At 74.0% G+C, this 14,753-nt stretch carries 16 protein-coding genes and 1 pseudogene; 9 read left to right on the top strand and 8 right to left on the bottom strand.

The window, feature by feature from the left end:
- The first annotated feature begins 1 nt into the window (after position 1).
- Entirely contained in the window at positions 2-1,387 is a 1,386-nt protein-coding gene (locus tag ACIOFR_RS02160) for a cysteine desulfurase/sulfurtransferase TusA family protein (protein WP_400991704.1), read from the top strand.
- Between the two features lie 38 nt (positions 1,388-1,425).
- On the opposite strand, the gene ACIOFR_RS02155 is transcribed toward ACIOFR_RS02160, so the two are convergent.
- Complete coding sequence (locus tag ACIOFR_RS02155; RefSeq protein ID WP_400991703.1) at positions 1,426-2,400, bottom strand: carbohydrate kinase family protein; 975 nt, start codon at positions 2,398-2,400, stop codon at positions 1,426-1,428.
- Between the two features lie 225 nt (positions 2,401-2,625).
- Here ACIOFR_RS02155 and ACIOFR_RS02150 point away from each other — a divergent pair, with 225 nt between their 5' ends.
- Positions 2,626-2,841 (top strand): hypothetical protein, encoded by a 216-nt coding sequence (locus tag ACIOFR_RS02150; protein ID WP_400991702.1) that lies wholly within the window; start codon positions 2,626-2,628, stop codon positions 2,839-2,841.
- A 95-nt stretch (positions 2,842-2,936) separates the two neighbouring features.
- Positions 2,937-3,545 carry a hypothetical protein gene (locus tag ACIOFR_RS02145; RefSeq protein WP_400991701.1) on the top strand — a complete coding sequence of 203 codons (609 nt, stop codon included), beginning with the start codon at positions 2,937-2,939 and terminating at the stop codon, positions 3,543-3,545.
- Between the two features lie 67 nt (positions 3,546-3,612).
- On the opposite strand, the gene erpA is transcribed toward ACIOFR_RS02145, so the two are convergent.
- A complete protein-coding gene (gene erpA / locus ACIOFR_RS02140; RefSeq protein WP_350636516.1) occupies positions 3,613-3,969 on the bottom strand; it encodes an iron-sulfur cluster insertion protein ErpA in 357 nt (118 codons plus the stop codon).
- Positions 3,970-4,174: 205 nt separating this feature from the next.
- Here erpA and ACIOFR_RS02135 point away from each other — a divergent pair, with 205 nt between their 5' ends.
- Positions 4,175-5,047: a GNAT family N-acetyltransferase gene (locus ACIOFR_RS02135; RefSeq protein WP_400991700.1), complete on the top strand. Its 873-nt coding sequence runs from the start codon at positions 4,175-4,177 to the stop codon at positions 5,045-5,047.
- A gap of 124 nt (positions 5,048-5,171) precedes the next feature.
- On the opposite strand, the gene ACIOFR_RS02130 is transcribed toward ACIOFR_RS02135, so the two are convergent.
- From ACIOFR_RS02130 to ACIOFR_RS02120, 3 genes are all read right to left on the bottom strand, one after another.
- Entirely contained in the window at positions 5,172-6,539 is a 1,368-nt protein-coding gene (locus tag ACIOFR_RS02130) for a pyridoxal phosphate-dependent decarboxylase family protein (RefSeq protein WP_400991699.1), read from the bottom strand.
- Between the two features lie 265 nt (positions 6,540-6,804).
- The gene (locus ACIOFR_RS02125) at positions 6,805-7,269 is read right to left on the bottom strand and encodes an Lrp/AsnC family transcriptional regulator (protein WP_400991698.1); all 465 of its coding nucleotides are present in this window, start codon (positions 7,267-7,269) and stop codon (positions 6,805-6,807) included.
- An 86-nt stretch (positions 7,270-7,355) separates the two neighbouring features.
- Positions 7,356-8,285 carry an NADP-dependent oxidoreductase gene (locus ACIOFR_RS02120; protein ID WP_400991697.1) on the bottom strand — a complete coding sequence of 310 codons (930 nt, stop codon included), beginning with the start codon at positions 8,283-8,285 and terminating at the stop codon, positions 7,356-7,358.
- 191 nt (positions 8,286-8,476) lie between these two features.
- On the opposite strand from ACIOFR_RS02120, the gene nadA reads away from it, so the two are divergent.
- Positions 8,477-9,658: a quinolinate synthase NadA gene (gene nadA / locus ACIOFR_RS02115; RefSeq protein ID WP_400991696.1), complete on the top strand. Its 1,182-nt coding sequence runs from the start codon at positions 8,477-8,479 to the stop codon at positions 9,656-9,658.
- Between the two features lie 138 nt (positions 9,659-9,796).
- Here nadA and ACIOFR_RS02110 read toward each other — a convergent pair whose 3' ends face one another.
- Both ACIOFR_RS02110 and ACIOFR_RS02105 read right to left on the bottom strand, forming a co-directional pair.
- Positions 9,797-10,090: a hypothetical protein gene (locus ACIOFR_RS02110; protein WP_400991695.1), complete on the bottom strand. Its 294-nt coding sequence runs from the start codon at positions 10,088-10,090 to the stop codon at positions 9,797-9,799.
- A 31-nt stretch (positions 10,091-10,121) separates the two neighbouring features.
- Positions 10,122-10,907, bottom strand: a complete 786-nt coding sequence (locus ACIOFR_RS02105; RefSeq protein ID WP_400991694.1) for a PspA/IM30 family protein — start codon at positions 10,905-10,907, stop codon at positions 10,122-10,124.
- 269 nt (positions 10,908-11,176) lie between these two features.
- Between ACIOFR_RS02105 and ACIOFR_RS02100 the strand changes: the two genes are divergently transcribed.
- Positions 11,177-11,773, top strand: coding sequence for a DUF3043 domain-containing protein (locus ACIOFR_RS02100; RefSeq protein ID WP_400991693.1), 597 nt, complete (start codon positions 11,177-11,179; stop codon positions 11,771-11,773).
- A 218-nt stretch (positions 11,774-11,991) separates the two neighbouring features.
- Entirely contained in the window at positions 11,992-12,684 is a 693-nt protein-coding gene (locus ACIOFR_RS02095) for a class I SAM-dependent methyltransferase (protein WP_400992121.1), read from the top strand.
- A gap of 49 nt (positions 12,685-12,733) precedes the next feature.
- Here ACIOFR_RS02095 and ACIOFR_RS02090 read toward each other — a convergent pair whose 3' ends face one another.
- On the bottom strand, positions 12,734-12,934 hold the full coding sequence (locus ACIOFR_RS02090) for a hypothetical protein (RefSeq protein ID WP_400991692.1): 201 nt from the start codon (positions 12,932-12,934) through the stop codon (positions 12,734-12,736).
- A gap of 118 nt (positions 12,935-13,052) precedes the next feature.
- On the opposite strand from ACIOFR_RS02090, the pseudogene cobU reads away from it, so the two are divergent.
- A pseudogene (gene cobU / locus ACIOFR_RS02085) lies at positions 13,053-13,601 on the top strand (bifunctional adenosylcobinamide kinase/adenosylcobinamide-phosphate guanylyltransferase); the annotation flags it as partial.
- A gap of 28 nt (positions 13,602-13,629) precedes the next feature.
- The gene (locus ACIOFR_RS02080) at positions 13,630-14,748 is read left to right on the top strand and encodes a nicotinate-nucleotide--dimethylbenzimidazole phosphoribosyltransferase (RefSeq protein WP_400991691.1); all 1,119 of its coding nucleotides are present in this window, start codon (positions 13,630-13,632) and stop codon (positions 14,746-14,748) included.
- Positions 14,749-14,753 lie beyond the last annotated feature (5 nt).

The following is a 14,753-nucleotide window of genomic DNA, read 5'->3' as shown; positions in this document are numbered from 1 at the left end:
CGTGTCCTACTTCGACGTCGCCTCCACCGCCCCGCTGCACCCCGTCGCCCGGCAGGCGCTGACCGCCGCGCTCGACGAGGGCTGGGCCGACCCCGCGCGGCTGTACCGCTCCGGACGCCAGGCCCGGATGCTGCTGGACTCCGCCCGCGAGACGGTCGCCGAGGTGCTGGGCGCCCGCGCCGACGAGGTCTCCTTCACCGCGAGCGGGACGCAGGCCGTCCAGCTGGGGATGCTCGGGGCCCTGCGCGGCAACCGTCGCCGGGGCTCCCACCTGGTGCACTCCGCGGTCGAGCACTCCGCGGTCCTGCACACCGCCGAGCAGCACGAGGCCGCCGGCGGCGACGTCGGCGTGGTGCCGGTGGACCGGCTCGGCCGGGTCGACCCCGCCGCGTTCGCCGCCGCGCTCCGGGCGGACACCGCGCTCGCCGTCCTGCAGTCGGCCAACCACGAGGTCGGCACGCTCCAGCCGGTCGGCGAGACGGCCGGGCTCTGCGGCGAGGTGCCGCTGCTGGTGGACGCCGCGCAGAGCGCGGGCCGGCTGCCCGTACCGGAGGGCTGGTCGCTGCTGGCGGCCAGCGCGCACAAGTGGGGCGGGCCCGCGGGCGTCGGGGTGCTGGCCGTCCGCAAGGGCGTGCGGTACGTCTCCCCGCTGCCGGCCGACGAGCGTGAGCGCGGCCGGGTGCCGGGCTTCGTCAACGTCCCGGCGATCGTGGCCGCCGCCGCCTCGCTGCGCGCGGTGCGGGCCGAGGCCGAACGGGAGAACGCCCGGCTGCACACCCTGGTGGAGCGGATCCGGGCGAGGGTCCCGCAGCTCGTCCCGGAGGTCGAGGTGGTCGGCGACCCGGTGCACCGGCTGCCGCACCTGGTCACCTTCTCCTGCCTCTACGTGGACGGCGAGGTGCTGCTGACCGAACTGGACCGGGCCGGTTTCGCGGTCTCCTCCGGCTCCTCCTGCACGTCCTCCACCCTGACGCCCAGCCATGTGCTGGCGGCGATGGGCGCGCTGACCGAGGGCAACGTACGCCTCTCGCTGCCGTACGGCGTCGCCGAGGCGGACGTCGAGCGGTTCCTCGCGGTGCTGCCGGACCTGGTCGAGGGGGTGCGGGCGCCGCTCGGACTGGACCTCGCCCGGCCGGCGCCGGGCACCGCGGAGGTGGTCCTGGACGCGCTGGGCAAGCGGTGCCCGCTGCCCGTCATCGAGCTGGCCAAGCGGATCGGCGACGTCGCGGTCGGCGGCACGGTGGTGGTGCTGGCCGACGACGAGGCGGCCCGGCTGGACATCCCGGCCTGGTGCGGGATGCGCGGGCAGGAGTACCTGGGCGAGGCCCCGGCCGCCGCGTACGGCGGCGACCGGGGCCGGGCCTACCTGGTGCGCAGGGTCGACTGAGGGCGGCCGGCGGGCTCCCGCCGAGCTCGTCGGCCTCGTCAGGCGAGCTTGGCGCGGACCTCGGCGGCGGCCTCGGCGCCGTACGCGGCCTCGAAGCGGCCGACGAAGGAGCCGCGGCGCAGCTGGTACTCCTGGGTGCCGACGGTCTCGATCACCAGGGTGGCGAGCATGCAGCCGAGCTGGGCCGAGCGCTCCAGGCCGAGGTCCCAGGACAGGCCCGCCAGGAAGCCGGCGCGGAAGCCGTCGCCGACGCCGGTCGGGTCGGCCTTGCGCTCCTCGGCCGGGCAGCCGACGGTGATGTCCGGCTCGCCCTTGCGCTGGATCCGGACGCCCTTGGCACCCAGCGTGGTGACCCGGGTGCCGACCCGGGACAGGATCTCCTCCGTGCCCCAGCCGGTCTTGGTCTCGATCAGCGCGGCCTCGTACTCGTTGGTGAACAGGTACGCGGCGCCGTCGACGATCTCCCGGATGTCGTCGGCCTCCAGGCGGGCCAGCTGCTGGGACGGGTCGGCGGCGAAGGCGTAGCCGCGGGTGCGGCACTCCTGGGTGTGGCGGACCATGCCCTGCGGGTCGTCCGCGCCGATCAGCACCAGGTCGAGGCCGCCGACTCGGTCGGCGATCGGCTTGAGCTCGATGTTGCGGGCCTCGGCCATGGCGCCGGTGTAGAAGGACGCGATCTGGTTGTGGTCCTGGTCCGTGGTGCACATGAAGCGGGCGGTGTGCCGGGTCTCCGAGATGTGCACGGACTGGGTGTCCACGCCGTTGCGCTCCAGCCAGCTGCGGTACTCGTCGAAGTCCGCGCCGGCCGCGCCGACCAGGATCGGCCGCAGGCCCAGGCGGCCCATGCCGAACGCGATGTTCGGGCCCACGCCGCCACGGCGGATGTCCAGGGTGTCGACCAGGAAGGAGAGCGACACGGTGTGCAACTGCTCGGCGACCAGCTGATCGGCGAACCGACCGGGGAAGGTCGTCAGGTGGTCGGTGGCGATCGAGCCGGCGACGGCGATGCGCACGGAGGTCTCCTCGGGCGGAAGGGGGCCGGAAGCGGTGAACGGGAACTCACCTACGGTACAGGGGAGTGCGCCGAAGGGCCGACCGTCAGCCCCGCGGGTGCTACCCCGCGGTAGGCCTGGCCCGACCGCCCGGGCAGGCCTAGGGTCGCAGTCGGGGGCCGGTACCGACCCCCCCGGACGTCCGCGGCGCCCGCCGCGGCTCGGCGATCGGAGCGATGACCGATGATGCCCAGCCACTCCCCCGTTCGGCCCCCGCGTGCGCTGCGGGGCGACGGCGACCCGGACAGCCTGGCCGCCCTGGTCCGCTCGTCCCGCCGGCTCGGGCGCTTCTGGCCCCCGCTGGCCTCCGGTCCCGAGCCCGTCCCGGCCACGCCGGCCGGTGTCGAGGTGACGGCCGGGGCGCAGCGGCTGGTGGCCGGAATGCCGGACTACGGCGGCTGATCCGCGGCCGGGGAACCGGATTCCTCCGGGGCACGTCAAATCCGCGCAGCGCCGCGGAGAGGCGGGCTGCACAGCCCTCGGGAGGAAGTCACACCATGGACGACAGGACCGCAGCCGTACCGTTCCGGGCCGCCCGCCGTCGCCGGGCCGCCGCCGCACTGGCCGGGCTGATGCTCTCGGTCGGCGCGCTGGCCGCCTGCGCGGAGGGCGGCCCGACCGCGTCCTCGCCCGGACCGGCCTCGGGCAGCGCCGCACCGGGTTCCACCGGCCCGACGGCGTCGGCGTCCCCGTCCCCGTCGGACTCCGCGAGCGCCGCGCCGAGCACCGACCCGCGCCCGTCGACCGCGCCGCCGTCCGCTTCGGCCGCCCCCACCATCCCGGGCATAGCCGTCGGCGAGCCGGACCCGACGGCGCCGCGGTTCCCGGTCACCGGGTACCGGGTGGACGGCGGGACCAAGCTGGTCGTCTCGTTCTACGGCGGGGTCTGCGACCGGTACGGGCTGAAGGCCGAGGAGGCCACGCCCGGGGTGATCCGGGTCCGCGTGGTGATCACCGAGCCGGCGCCCAAGGGCCAGGCCTGCGCGGCCCTGGCCAAGCCGACCGACGTGAGTGCCCAGCTCGACAAGCCGTACCACGGCGAGGCCGTGCTGGACCTCGCCACCGGCGAGCAGGTCCAGCCGGTCGGCGAGCCCGGCCCGCGCTGACCCGCCCCGCCCGTGCCGAAGGGCGGCGCCGGGATCTCCCGGCGCCGCCCTTCGGGTGTGTCAGGGCTTAGCTGAACGAGTCGCCGCAGGCGCAGGAGCCGGTGGCGTTCGGGTTGTCGATGGTGAAGCCCTGCTTCTCGATGCTGTCGACGAAGTCGACGGTGGCACCGCCCAGGTAGGGGGCGCTCATCCGGTCGGTGACGACCTTCACACCGTTGAAGTCCTTGACGACGTCGCCGTCGAGCGAGCGCTCGTCGAAGAACAGCTGGTAGCGGAGGCCCGAGCAGCCGCCCGGCTGTACGGCGACCCGCAGCGCGAGGTCGTCGCGGCCCTCCTGGTCGAGCAGGCCCTTGACCTTGGCCGCCGCGGCATCGGTCAGCTGGATGCCACTCTCGACCTTGGTGGTCTCGTCCTGGACGGTCATGCTTACTCCCGGTCTTTGACGACTGTCTGCCGCCAGTGCCAACCAGCGGCCTCCCGGAATCATTTCCGGTCGGTGGTGCTTCCGGGGGACGTTTTCGTCGCCCGCTCCCCCACACACCCATGCTCGCACACCCGGGAACCTTGTTCACCGTCCGATCTGGGCGAACCGGCCACGTCGGAGGGCTGCCGCGGGGAGGATGGCGGATGTGATCCTTCGTCGGCTCCGGGACACGGCGGCGGACGCCCGCGCCGTACAGGCCGTCGCGCGGGCGGCCTTCCGCCACTTCTACGGGACGTCCCGGGACAGCCCGGACGACCAGGCGCTCTCCGCGCAGCAGCTGGCCCGCACCCGGCACCTGGCCCGGGCGGACGCCGGGGGCTGCTGGATCGCGGAGCGGGACGGCGAGACGATGGGCGCGGCGCTGTCGCTGCGGCGCGAGGGCGTGTGGATCCTGGCCCTGTTCGTGGTGCTGCCCGAGGCCCAGGGGCAGGGGGTCGGACGGCTGCTGCTGGAGCGGGCCGCCGCGTACGGGCGGGGCTGCCTGCGCGGCATGCTGTGCGCGTCGGCCTCGCCGGCGGCTGCCCGGCACTACCGGCGGGCCGGGTTCACCCTGCACCCGGCGATGACGCTCCGGGGCGCGGTGGACCGGGGCGGTCTCCGGGATCCGGGGGACATCCCGGTGCATCCGGGGAACGCCGGCCACCAGCACCTGCTCGACTCGGTCGACCGCCGGCTGCGGGGAGCGGCCCACGGGCCCGACCACGCGTACATGATCGGCCACTACGACGAGCTGCTGGTCGCCGACAGCCTGGCCGGCAGCGGGTACTGCTACCGGCACGGCGGCGAGGTGAAGCTGCTCGGCGCGACCTCGAAGCGGATCGCCACCCGGCTGCTGCGGGAGGCGCTGTCCCGTGTCCCGCAGGGGCGGGAGGCGCTGGTCGAGCACCTCACGGCGGAGCAGGAGTGGGCGGTGGACGTGGGGCTGGAGCTCGGCCTGAGCCTGGAGACCCACGGCTGGGTCGCGCTGCGGGGGATGCGGCCGCCGACGCCGTACGTGCCCAACGGCGGTCTGCTCTGACCGCGCGCACCAGCGGTTCCGACGTTCCGGCGGCTCCGGCTGCGCGGACCGCGGGAGCGCGCGAGGGCGCGCCGGGGACGTCCCGGCGCGCCCTCCCGGCCGGCCGTTCGGGCCGGTGGGGCGGTCAGGCCATGGTGGCGAGGATCTCGTGGACCATCTCCATCGTGGTGCCCGGGTGCACGAAGGCGAAGCGGGCGACGGTCTCACCGTCCCAGCCGGTCGGGGTGACGAAGCCGACCTGGTCGGCGAGCAGTTGCTGGGACCAGCGGTAGTAGTCCTCGCTCGTCCAGCCGGTGCGGCGGAAGCAGACGGCCGACAGCTGCGGGTCGTGCAGCAGCTCCAGGTGCTCGGTGTCGCGGATCACCTGGGCGGTCTCGCGGGCCAGGGTCAGGCCCTCCTCGATCGCGGCGGTGTACGCCTGGGTGCCGTGCACCGCCAGCGAGAACCACAGCGGCAGGCCGCGGGCGCGCCGGGTGAGGTGGTAGGCGTAGTCGGTGGGGTTCCACTCGTCGCCCTCGGTGTGCAGGACGTCGAGGTAGGAGGCGTCCTGGGTGTGCACGGCGCGAGCCAGCTGGGGGTTGCGGTACAGCAGGGCGGCGCAGTCGAAGGGCGCGAACAGCCACTTGTGCGGGTCGACGATGAACGAGTCGGCGTGCTCGATGCCGTTGTAGCGCTCGCGCACGGAGGGGGCGAACAGGCCCGCGCCGCCGTACGCGCCGTCCACGTGGAACCACATCCCGCGCTCGCGGGTGACCTCGGACAGGCCCTGGAGGTCGTCGACGATGCCCTCGTTGGTGGTGCCGGCGGTGCCGACCACGGCGATGACCGTCTCGGGGTTCGGGTCGGCGGCCAGGGCGGCCCGCAGCGCCTCGCCGGTGAAGCGGCGGTCGACGGTGGGGACCTTGAAGGCCTCCACGCCGATGATGTTGAAGGTGTTCTTGACCGAGGAGTGCACCTGGTCGGCGACGGCGATCCGCAGCCGGGCCTCGGGGCCGACGCCGAGCCGGCGCCGGGCGGTGTCGCGGGCGACCACCAGTGCGGAGAGGTTGCCGGCCGATCCGCCCGACACGAAGGTGCCGCCGGCCGTCTCGGGCAGGCCTGCCCGGTCGGCGATCAGGCGCAGCACCTGGTTCTCGGCGGCGATCGCGCCGGCCGCCTCCAGCCAGGAGATGCCCTGGAGGGAGGCGCAGGATACCACCATGTCGAAGAGCAGGGCGGCCTTGGTGGGGGCGCAGGGGATGAACGACAGGTAGCGCGGGCTGTCGGCGGAGATCACCGCTCTGGACAGCTCGTGGTCGTAGAGCTTGAGCACGTCGGTGGCGGCGTTGCCGCGCTCGTTGAGCAGGCCGGCCAGCCGGCTGCGCAGGTGCTCCCCGTCGCCCGGGTGGTCGAGCGGCACGGGGTCGTACTGCAGCCGCTCGCGCATGTAGTCGAAGACCAGGTCGACCAGCTGGTTGTCGGGCTGGTGCATGCGGTCGGGAGCTGAGGACACCGGTGTCCCTCTCAGTCGTTCTCGGGGCTCGACGGGATCGTCCCGGAGCAGGGGTTCCGGTGGCGGGTGGGGTTGCTGGGGGCCGACCGGACGCTCTTCAGCCTAGGCAGCAGAAACGTTCCTCCGCGCGTCGGAAGCGGGCCCACCGGGCAGGATTCGAGCGCGTTGGAGGCACCCCGCGCAGGATTCCTGCGCGGGTGCGGATCCGCCGCCCGGGGCTGCGCGAGGGCGCCCCCGACGGCACCCTCGCGCCGCCCGGGCGGCGTCAGCCGATCAGCCGGGAGAGCACCACCGAGCTGCGGCTGCGCTGGACGCCGGGCTCCTTGCGGATCCGCTCGATCACCGCCTCCAGGTGGCGGGTGTCGGCGGCACGCAGGTGCACCAGCGCGTCCGGGTCCCCGGTGACCGTCCAGGCCGCGACCACCTCGGGGAACTGCCGCAGGCTGGCCAGGATCTCCTCGGGGGCGGTGCGCTCGCGGCAGTACACCTCGACGAAGGCCTCGGTCTGCCAGCCCAGCAGCGAGGGGTCGAGGACCACGGTGAAGCCGCGGACCACTCCCCGGGCCCGGAGCCGGTCGATCCGCCGGCGCACGGCGGTCGCGGAGAGGTTGGCCAGCAGTCCGATCTCCGCGTACGAGGCGCGGCCGTCGCGGCTCAGGTGCTCCAGCAACAGCCGGTCGGTCTCGTCCAGGGACGCCCCGCCCTGGTCTGCCGGTCGGTGCGTGCTCATCGGTGCGGGCTCCACGGGTGGTGCGGGTGGGGGCGGCGGGGCGTCGGGGTCGCCGGCGCACCGCCCCCATTCTGACCAGACCCGGCTCAGTCCACCAGCAGCACGATCTTGCCGCGGGTGCGGCCCTCCGCGTTCAGCGCCTGCGCGGAGGCGGCCTGGGCGAGCGGGAAGGTGGACGCCACCGGCACCCGGAGCCTGCCCTCCTCGGCCAGCGCGGCCAGTTCGGCCAGGCCCGCCGCGTCCGGGCGGACGAAGACGTAGCGGCCGCCGAGGGCCACCACCCCGTAGTCGGCGACCGACACCAGCCGGGACGGATCGGCCACCAGCTGGGCCGACACCTCCAGCGGCTCGCCGCCGCCGACCAGGTCCAGCGCCGCGTCCACCCCGTCCGGGGCCAGCGCGCGGACCCGGTCCACCAGCCCGTCCCCGTACGCCACCGGCTCGGCGCCCAGGCCCCGCAGGAAGGCGTGGTTGCGCTCGCCCGCGGTGCCGATCACCCTGGCGCCGCGGGCGACCGCGAGCTGCACCGCCAGGCAGCCGACGCCGCCCGCCGCGCCGTGGATCAGGACGCTCTCCCCCGCCCGCAGGCCCATCGCGCCGATCAGGGTCTGGTGGGCGGTCAGCCCGGCCAGCGGCAGCCCGCCGGCCTGCGCCCAGTCCAGGGCGGCGGGCTTGCGCGCCAGGGTGCGGACGGGGGCGGAGACCAGCTCGGCGTAGGTGCCGTGCTCCACGGCGTCCTTGCGGACGTAGCCGATCACCTCGTCGCCCGGGCTGAACTCGGTGACCGCGCCCCCGACCGCCAGCACCACCCCGGCCAGGTCCCAGCCCATGATCAGCGGGAAGTGCACGTCCATCAGCCCGTCCAGGTACCCTTCCCGGACCTTCCAGTCGACCGGGTTGATCCCGGCGGCCTTCACTCGTACGAGCACCGAGTCCGGGCCCACCTTGGGGTCGGGGAGCTCGGTGTACTCGACGACCTCGGGGCCGCCGTACTTCCTGATCGCGATTGCCTTCATGGCCCAAGCCAAGCGCGAGCCGGTCCGGATATCGATTCGGCCACGCCGGGAAGACGCCGATTCGGCGAGCGGTTCTCGTCACACTGACAGGGCGGCCATCGTCAGAGTGACGCTAACGGGTTATCATAGATAGTGTCAGATAGACGAGAAGGCTGGTTCGTTCGATCGGCCGCACAGGAGGGCACCCGCCCGTGACCACCACCACCGAGACCTACGGCGTCGACCCCACCCCGACGCCGCTCGCACTGCTGCTGCTCGGCCGGGAGGCCGACCCGAACAGCGAGCGCGGCGTCGAGTGCCCCGGCGACCTCCCCGCCGCCTCCGACCCGGACCTCGTCGAGCGCGCCCGCGCGGCCAAGGAGAAGCTGGGCGACCGCGTCTTCATCCTGGGCCACCACTACCAGCGCGACGAGGTCATCGAGTTCGCCGACGTCACCGGCGACTCCTTCAAGCTGGCCCGCGACGCGGCCGCCCGCCCGGAGGCCGAGTACATCGTCTTCTGCGGCGTGCACTTCATGGCCGAGTCGGCCGACATCCTCACCACCAGCGCCCAGCAGGTGGTCCTGCCGGACCTCGCCGCGGGCTGCTCGATGGCCGACATGGCCACCGCGGAGCAGGTCGCCGAGTGCTGGGACGTGCTGACCGAGGCCGGGATCGCGGACGTCACCGTCCCCGTCTCGTACATGAACTCCTCGGCCGACATCAAGGCCTTCACCGGCAAGCACGGCGGCACCATCTGCACCTCCTCCAACGCCCAGCGGGCCCTGGAGTGGGCGTACGAGCAGGGCCAGAAGGTGCTCTTCCTGCCGGACCAGCACCTCGGCCGCAACACCGCCGTCCGCGACATGGGCTTCTCGCTCGACGACTGCGTGCTCTACAACCCGCACAAGCCGAACGGCGGCCTGACCGTCGAGCAGCTGCGGAACGCCCGGATGATCCTGTGGCGCGGGCACTGCTCGGTGCACGGCCGCTTCTCGCTGGACTCGGTGAACGACGTCCGGGCCCGGATCCCCGGGGTCACCGTGCTGGTGCACCCGGAGTGCAAGCACGAGGTGGTCTCCGCCGCGGACATGGTCGGCTCGACCGAGTACATCATCAAGGCGCTGGACGCCGCCGCGCCCGGCTCCGCGTGGGCCATCGGCACCGAGCTCAACCTGGTCCGCCGGCTGGCCAAGGCCCACCCGGACAAGGAGATCGTCTTCCTGGACCGGGCGGTCTGCTTCTGCTCGACCATGAACCGGATCGACCTGCCGCACCTGGTGTGGGCGCTGGAGTCGCTGGTCGAGGGCCGGGTGCCGAACGTGATCACCGTCGACCCGGAGACCGAGAAGTACGCCAAGGCGGCGCTGGACCGGATGCTGGCGCTCCCGTAGCGACGGCCCACCGGCCCGTCCCCGTCAGCAGAATCGTTTCCGCACATCGGTTCGGGGCGGAGACGCGGGGCCACGGCCCGGGCGGGGACAGCGAGCGGGGCGGCACCCGGTGGGTGCCGCCCCGCTCGCTGTCACGGACTACTCCGGAAGCCCCGGGATCAGGCCGTCGCCCTCGTCCCGCAGCATCGCCCGGACCTCCTCGATGGTCGCCTCGGCGTCCGGGAGGATCAGGTCGGACGGCTCCAGGGAATCGTCCGGCACCGGCGTGCCGAACTCCTTCACCGCGCCGAGCAGGCCGGCGAGCGCGGCCCGGAAGGCCGCTTCGTCGCCCGACTCCAGTGCGCTCAGCAGCTCGTCGTCGAGCCGGTTGAGCCGGTTCAGGTGGCTGTCGCCGACCTGGAACTGCCCCTCACCCATGACCCTCATGATCATGCCGCGCGTCTCCCGGTCCCTGGAGGTCAGGTCACTTGTTGTAGTTGATCGTGGGCGGTGTGTCCTGCTTGCCCTGCTCGATGGCCTGCGGCGCCCCGCCCGGGGTGCCGCCGGTGAGCTCGGCCTTCATCCGGGCCAGCTCCAGCTCGACGTCGCTGCCGCCGGCCACCCGCTCCAGCTCGGCCTCGATGTCGTCCTTGCGGCCGAGGCCGCTGGCGTCGTCGAGCGCGCCGGAGGCGAGCAGCTCGTCGATCGCGCCGGCCCGGGCCTGCATCTGGGCGGTCTTGTCCTCGGCCCGCTGGATCGCCAGACCGACGTCGCCCATCTCCTCCGAGATGCCGGAGAACGACTCCGCGATCCGGGTCTGCGCCTGGGCCGCGGTGTAGGTGGCCTTGATGGTCTCCTTCTTGGTGCGGAAGGCGTCCACCTTGGCTTGCAGCCGCTGGGAGGCCAGCGTGAGCTTCTCCTCCTCGGCCTGGAGCTGCTGGTACTGCACCTCCAGGTCGGTGATCTGGGACTGCAGGTTCGACTTGCGGGTCAGCGCCTCGCGGGCGAGGTCCTCGCGGCCCAGCGAGAGCGCCTTGCGGCCCTGGTCCTCGTACTTGGCGGACTGCTGCTGGAGCTGGGTCAGCTGGAGTTCCAGGCGCTTGCGCGAGGTGGCCACGTCGGCGACGCCCCTGCGGACCTTCTGCAGCAGTTCGAGCTGCTTCTGGTAGGAGTAGTCGAGCGTCTCGCGCGGGTCCTCCGCACGGTCCAGGGCCTTGTTCGCCTTGGAGCGGAAGATCAGCCCCATACGCTTCATGATTCCGTCGCTCATGGGCGTCGAGTGCCCCCTTCTTCGGGCCTGCGGATTCGTCTCGTAACACGTCGAGTGTATTCGCAGCGAGGTCCTCGCCGCAGTGCACGAGCTGCAACAAGACTGCTACAGCACGGGCCCGCGGGGCATCGTCCCTGGGGTGGAGCCGACCCTGACTCCATGATCCACCGGAGGCCGGCGGCACCCTTAGGGACACGCCAGGTGATCGATACCGGTTTGGGTCCGACTGCCCTGGCCGAAAGCACCCGGTCAACACGTACGCTGGTGATGTGTTCCGACGCCGCTCAGAAGATGCCTCCTCCGCCACCGCGCTGGCCGAGCAGGACGAGAAGACCCTGTCCCGTGACCCGCAGGCCCCCAAGGGCCGGCCGACACCCAAGCGCAGCGAGGCCGAGGCCAACCGCCGCACCCGGGTGACCGTGCCCAAGGACCGCAAGGAGGCGAACCGCCAGGCGCGCGAGCGGATGCGCACCGAGCGGGAGAAGCAGCGCACCGCGCTGCTGGAGGGCGACGAGCGCTACCTCCCGGCCCGCGACAAGGGCCCGGTGCGACGCTTCGCCCGCGACTTCATCGACTCCCGCTGGTCCGCCGCCGAGTTCTTCCTGCCGTACGCGGTGGTCGTGCTGGTGCTCAGCGTGATGAAGGTCCAGTCGCTGCAGCTGCTGTCGACGCTGCTGTTCATGGCGTTCTTCGTCGTGGTGATCCTGGACTTCCTGCGGCTCGGCTTCGGCCTGCGCAAGGCGCTGCGCGAGCGCTTCCCCGACCAGAACACCCGCGGTGTGATCGCCTACGCGATGATGCGCACCCTCCAGATGCGCCGGCTGCGGCTGCCCAAGCCGCAGGTGAAGCGGGGCGAGCGGCCCTGACCGCGGAGCCGGTGCCGCCCGCCTGGGTCTCCGCCGTCGATCCCCAGACGCCCGGGCTGTACGCGCTGCCCGGGCAGGGCGGCGGCGGCCACGACCGGTTCGCCGCACCGCCCCTCCCGTCACACCTGCCAGCCCGCGGCAGCGCCCCGCTCGGCAGCTCCACCGGCCACTGGCTGGAGCGGCAGGGCGGGCTGCGCACCCTGGTGCGCCAGGAGCTGGTGGCCCGCCAGCTCGCCGAGCAGCTCAGCGGGCGGACCGGCCTGCGGGTGCTGGACGTCGGCTGCGGCCAGGGCACCCAGGCCCTGCGGCTCGCACGGGCCGGGCACCTGGTCACCGCGCTCGACCCCGACCCGGTCGTCCTCGGCGCGGCGCAGGCCGCACTGGCCGCCGAGCCGGACGAGGTCCGCGCCCGGGTGCGGCTGCACACCGGCGACGGTCACCACTGCGGTCGCTGGTTCGGCCCGCGCAGCTTCGACGTGGTGCTCTGCCACGACGTGCTGCGCTACCTCTCCGACCCGGACCCGATGCTGGCCTCGCTGGCCCGGGTGCTCGCCCCCGGCGGCGTGCTCTCCCTGGTGGTCCGCAACGCCGACGCGCTCGCCATGCGACCCGGCCTGACCGGCGACTGGCGCACAGCGCTGCAGTCCTTCGAGTCCACCCGCTACACCAACCGGCTGGGGCTGTCCGCGCGCGCCGACCGCCTCGCCGACCTGGCCGTCACGCTCGCCGAGGTCTCGGTGCCGCTGCGGCACTGGTACGGCGTGCGGGTCTTCACCGACACGACGCCGGACCACGCCGCACCGGTCGACGGGCGCCAGCTCGCCCAGCTCTTGGACGCCGAGGAGCGGGCCGGCCGGCAGGACCCGTACCGGCAGGTCGCGGCCCTGCTCCACGTGTTCGGCGGCAAGTAGCGGCGGGCCGTCGGCGGGCCGGCGCGCCTGGTGCGGGCCCGGTGCGGGCTCAGCCCTCGTGCAGGCTCATCGAGTAGACGACCTGGTCGTCGTCGCGCAGCACCGCGCGGTCGGCCCCGCCCTCCAGCAGGTCCTTCCAGCTCTCACCGATCCAGGACTCGGCGTCCCCCTGGCTGCTGAACTCCTCGTCGGCGCCGGCCCCGGCCACCACGGAGCCGTCCTCCTTCTCGAACCGCCACGTCCACACCATGCCGTGCTCCTCCCACCGTCCGACCGCTCTTCCGTACGGACAGTAGCGTGCCCGCCGTGATCGCTCCCATACCTCGCCGGGACGCTTCTCCGGCAGGATGGGGCGCATGACCATCCCCCGCACCCTGATCCTCGGTGGCGCCCGCTCCGGCAAGTCCACCCGCGCCGAGCAGCTGCTCGGCGACCGGCCCGACGTGCTGTACGTGGCGACCGGCGGGGACCGCGACGGCGACGCCGAGTGGGCGCAGCGGGTGGAGCTGCACCGCGAGCGGCGGCCGGCGAGCTGGCGCACCGCCGAGACCTGTGACCTGGAGGCGGTGCTGGCCGACCGGGCCGACCCCGCGCCGGTGCTGGTGGACTGCCTGGCGCTGTGGCTGACCGCGGTGATGGACGAGCACGACGCCTGGGACGACGCGGCCTGGGCGGCCGGTGGCGAGCGGGCCGTCCAGGCGCGCTGCGACGCCCTGGCGGCGGCCTGGCACGACACCGGGCGCACGGTGATCGCGGTGAGCAACGAGGTGGGGATGGGTGTGGTGCCCGCGACCGCCGCCGGGCGGCGGTTCCGGGACGCGCTCGGCCGGCTGAACATGGCGGTGGCCGAGGCCTCGGAGCGGGTCCTGCTCGTCGTAGCGGGTCAGGCGCTGATCATCAAGCCTGCTGCTGGCTAGGCACGGCCGCCGTGTAGCCTTCCGACCGATGGACACCACCGTGGATCTCGATACGTTCTCCTCGCTCGTCGAGCGCCCCGACGAGAGTGCCCGGCGCGCCGCCGAGGAACGCTGGCTGGCGTCGCCCAAGCCGCGCGGCGGCCTCGGCCAGCTGGAGGCGCTCGGCAGCTGGCTCGCCTCGGTCCAGGGCGGTTCCCCGACCCGGCCGCTGACCGCGGCCAAGGTGCTGCTGTTCGCCGGCGACCACGGCGTGGCCTCGCTCGGGGTCTCCCGGCTGGACGCCGCCGGCGGCACCGCCCGGCGGGTGCACGCCGTGCTCGACGGCACCGCCCCGGTCGCCGTGCTCGCCCGCCGGTACGGTGCGGCGGTGCGGGTGGTCGACCTCGCGGTGGACGCCGATCCGGGCGAGTTCCCGGCCGAGGTCGTCCGGCACCGGGTGCGCCGCGGCTCCGGCCGGATCGACGTCGAGGACGCGGTGAGCGCCGAGGAGGCCGCCCGTGCCTTCCTGGCCGGCGTCGCCGTCGCCGACGAGGAGGCCGACGTCGGCACCGACCTGGTCGTGCTCGGTGACCTCGGGGTCGGCTCGACCACCGTCGCCTCGGTCCTGGTCGGCGCGCTGTGCGGCACCGACGCCGCCGCCGTCACCGGACGCGGCTCGGGCATCGACGACCGGATCTGGATGGTCAAGTGCGCCACCGTGCGCGACGCGCTGCGCCGGGCCCGGCCCGTCCTCGGCGACCAGCTGGCCCTGCTCGCCACCACCGGCGGCGCGGACTTCGCCGCGATCACCGGCTTCCTGCTCCAGGCCGCCGTGCGCAAGCTGCCGGTCGTGCTGGACGGGGTGGTCTCGGCCGCCTGTGCCCTGGTGGCCCAGCGGATCGCGTTCCGGGCGCCCGAGTGGTGGCAGGCCGGGATGGCCACCGGGGAGCCCGCCCAGGCGACGGCGTACGACCGGCTGACCCTGAGCCCGTTGCAGGACCTGGGTGTCTCGATGGGCGAGGGCACCGGCGCGCTGCTGGCGCTGCCGCTGCTCCAGGCCGCCTCGGACACCCTGGCCGAGCCCTCCGCGGTGCCGGCCGCCGCCCCGCAGGAGCCGCGGCCGCCGGCCCGGCTGCCGAGCGCGGCGGAGCTGCTGGGCCGGGGGTAACCGGG

Source organism: Kitasatospora sp. NPDC088346, assembly GCF_044740765.1.
Classification (GTDB): Bacteria; Actinomycetota; Actinomycetes; order Streptomycetales; family Streptomycetaceae; genus Kitasatospora.
This window is presented reverse-complemented; position numbering and strand designations above follow the sequence as displayed.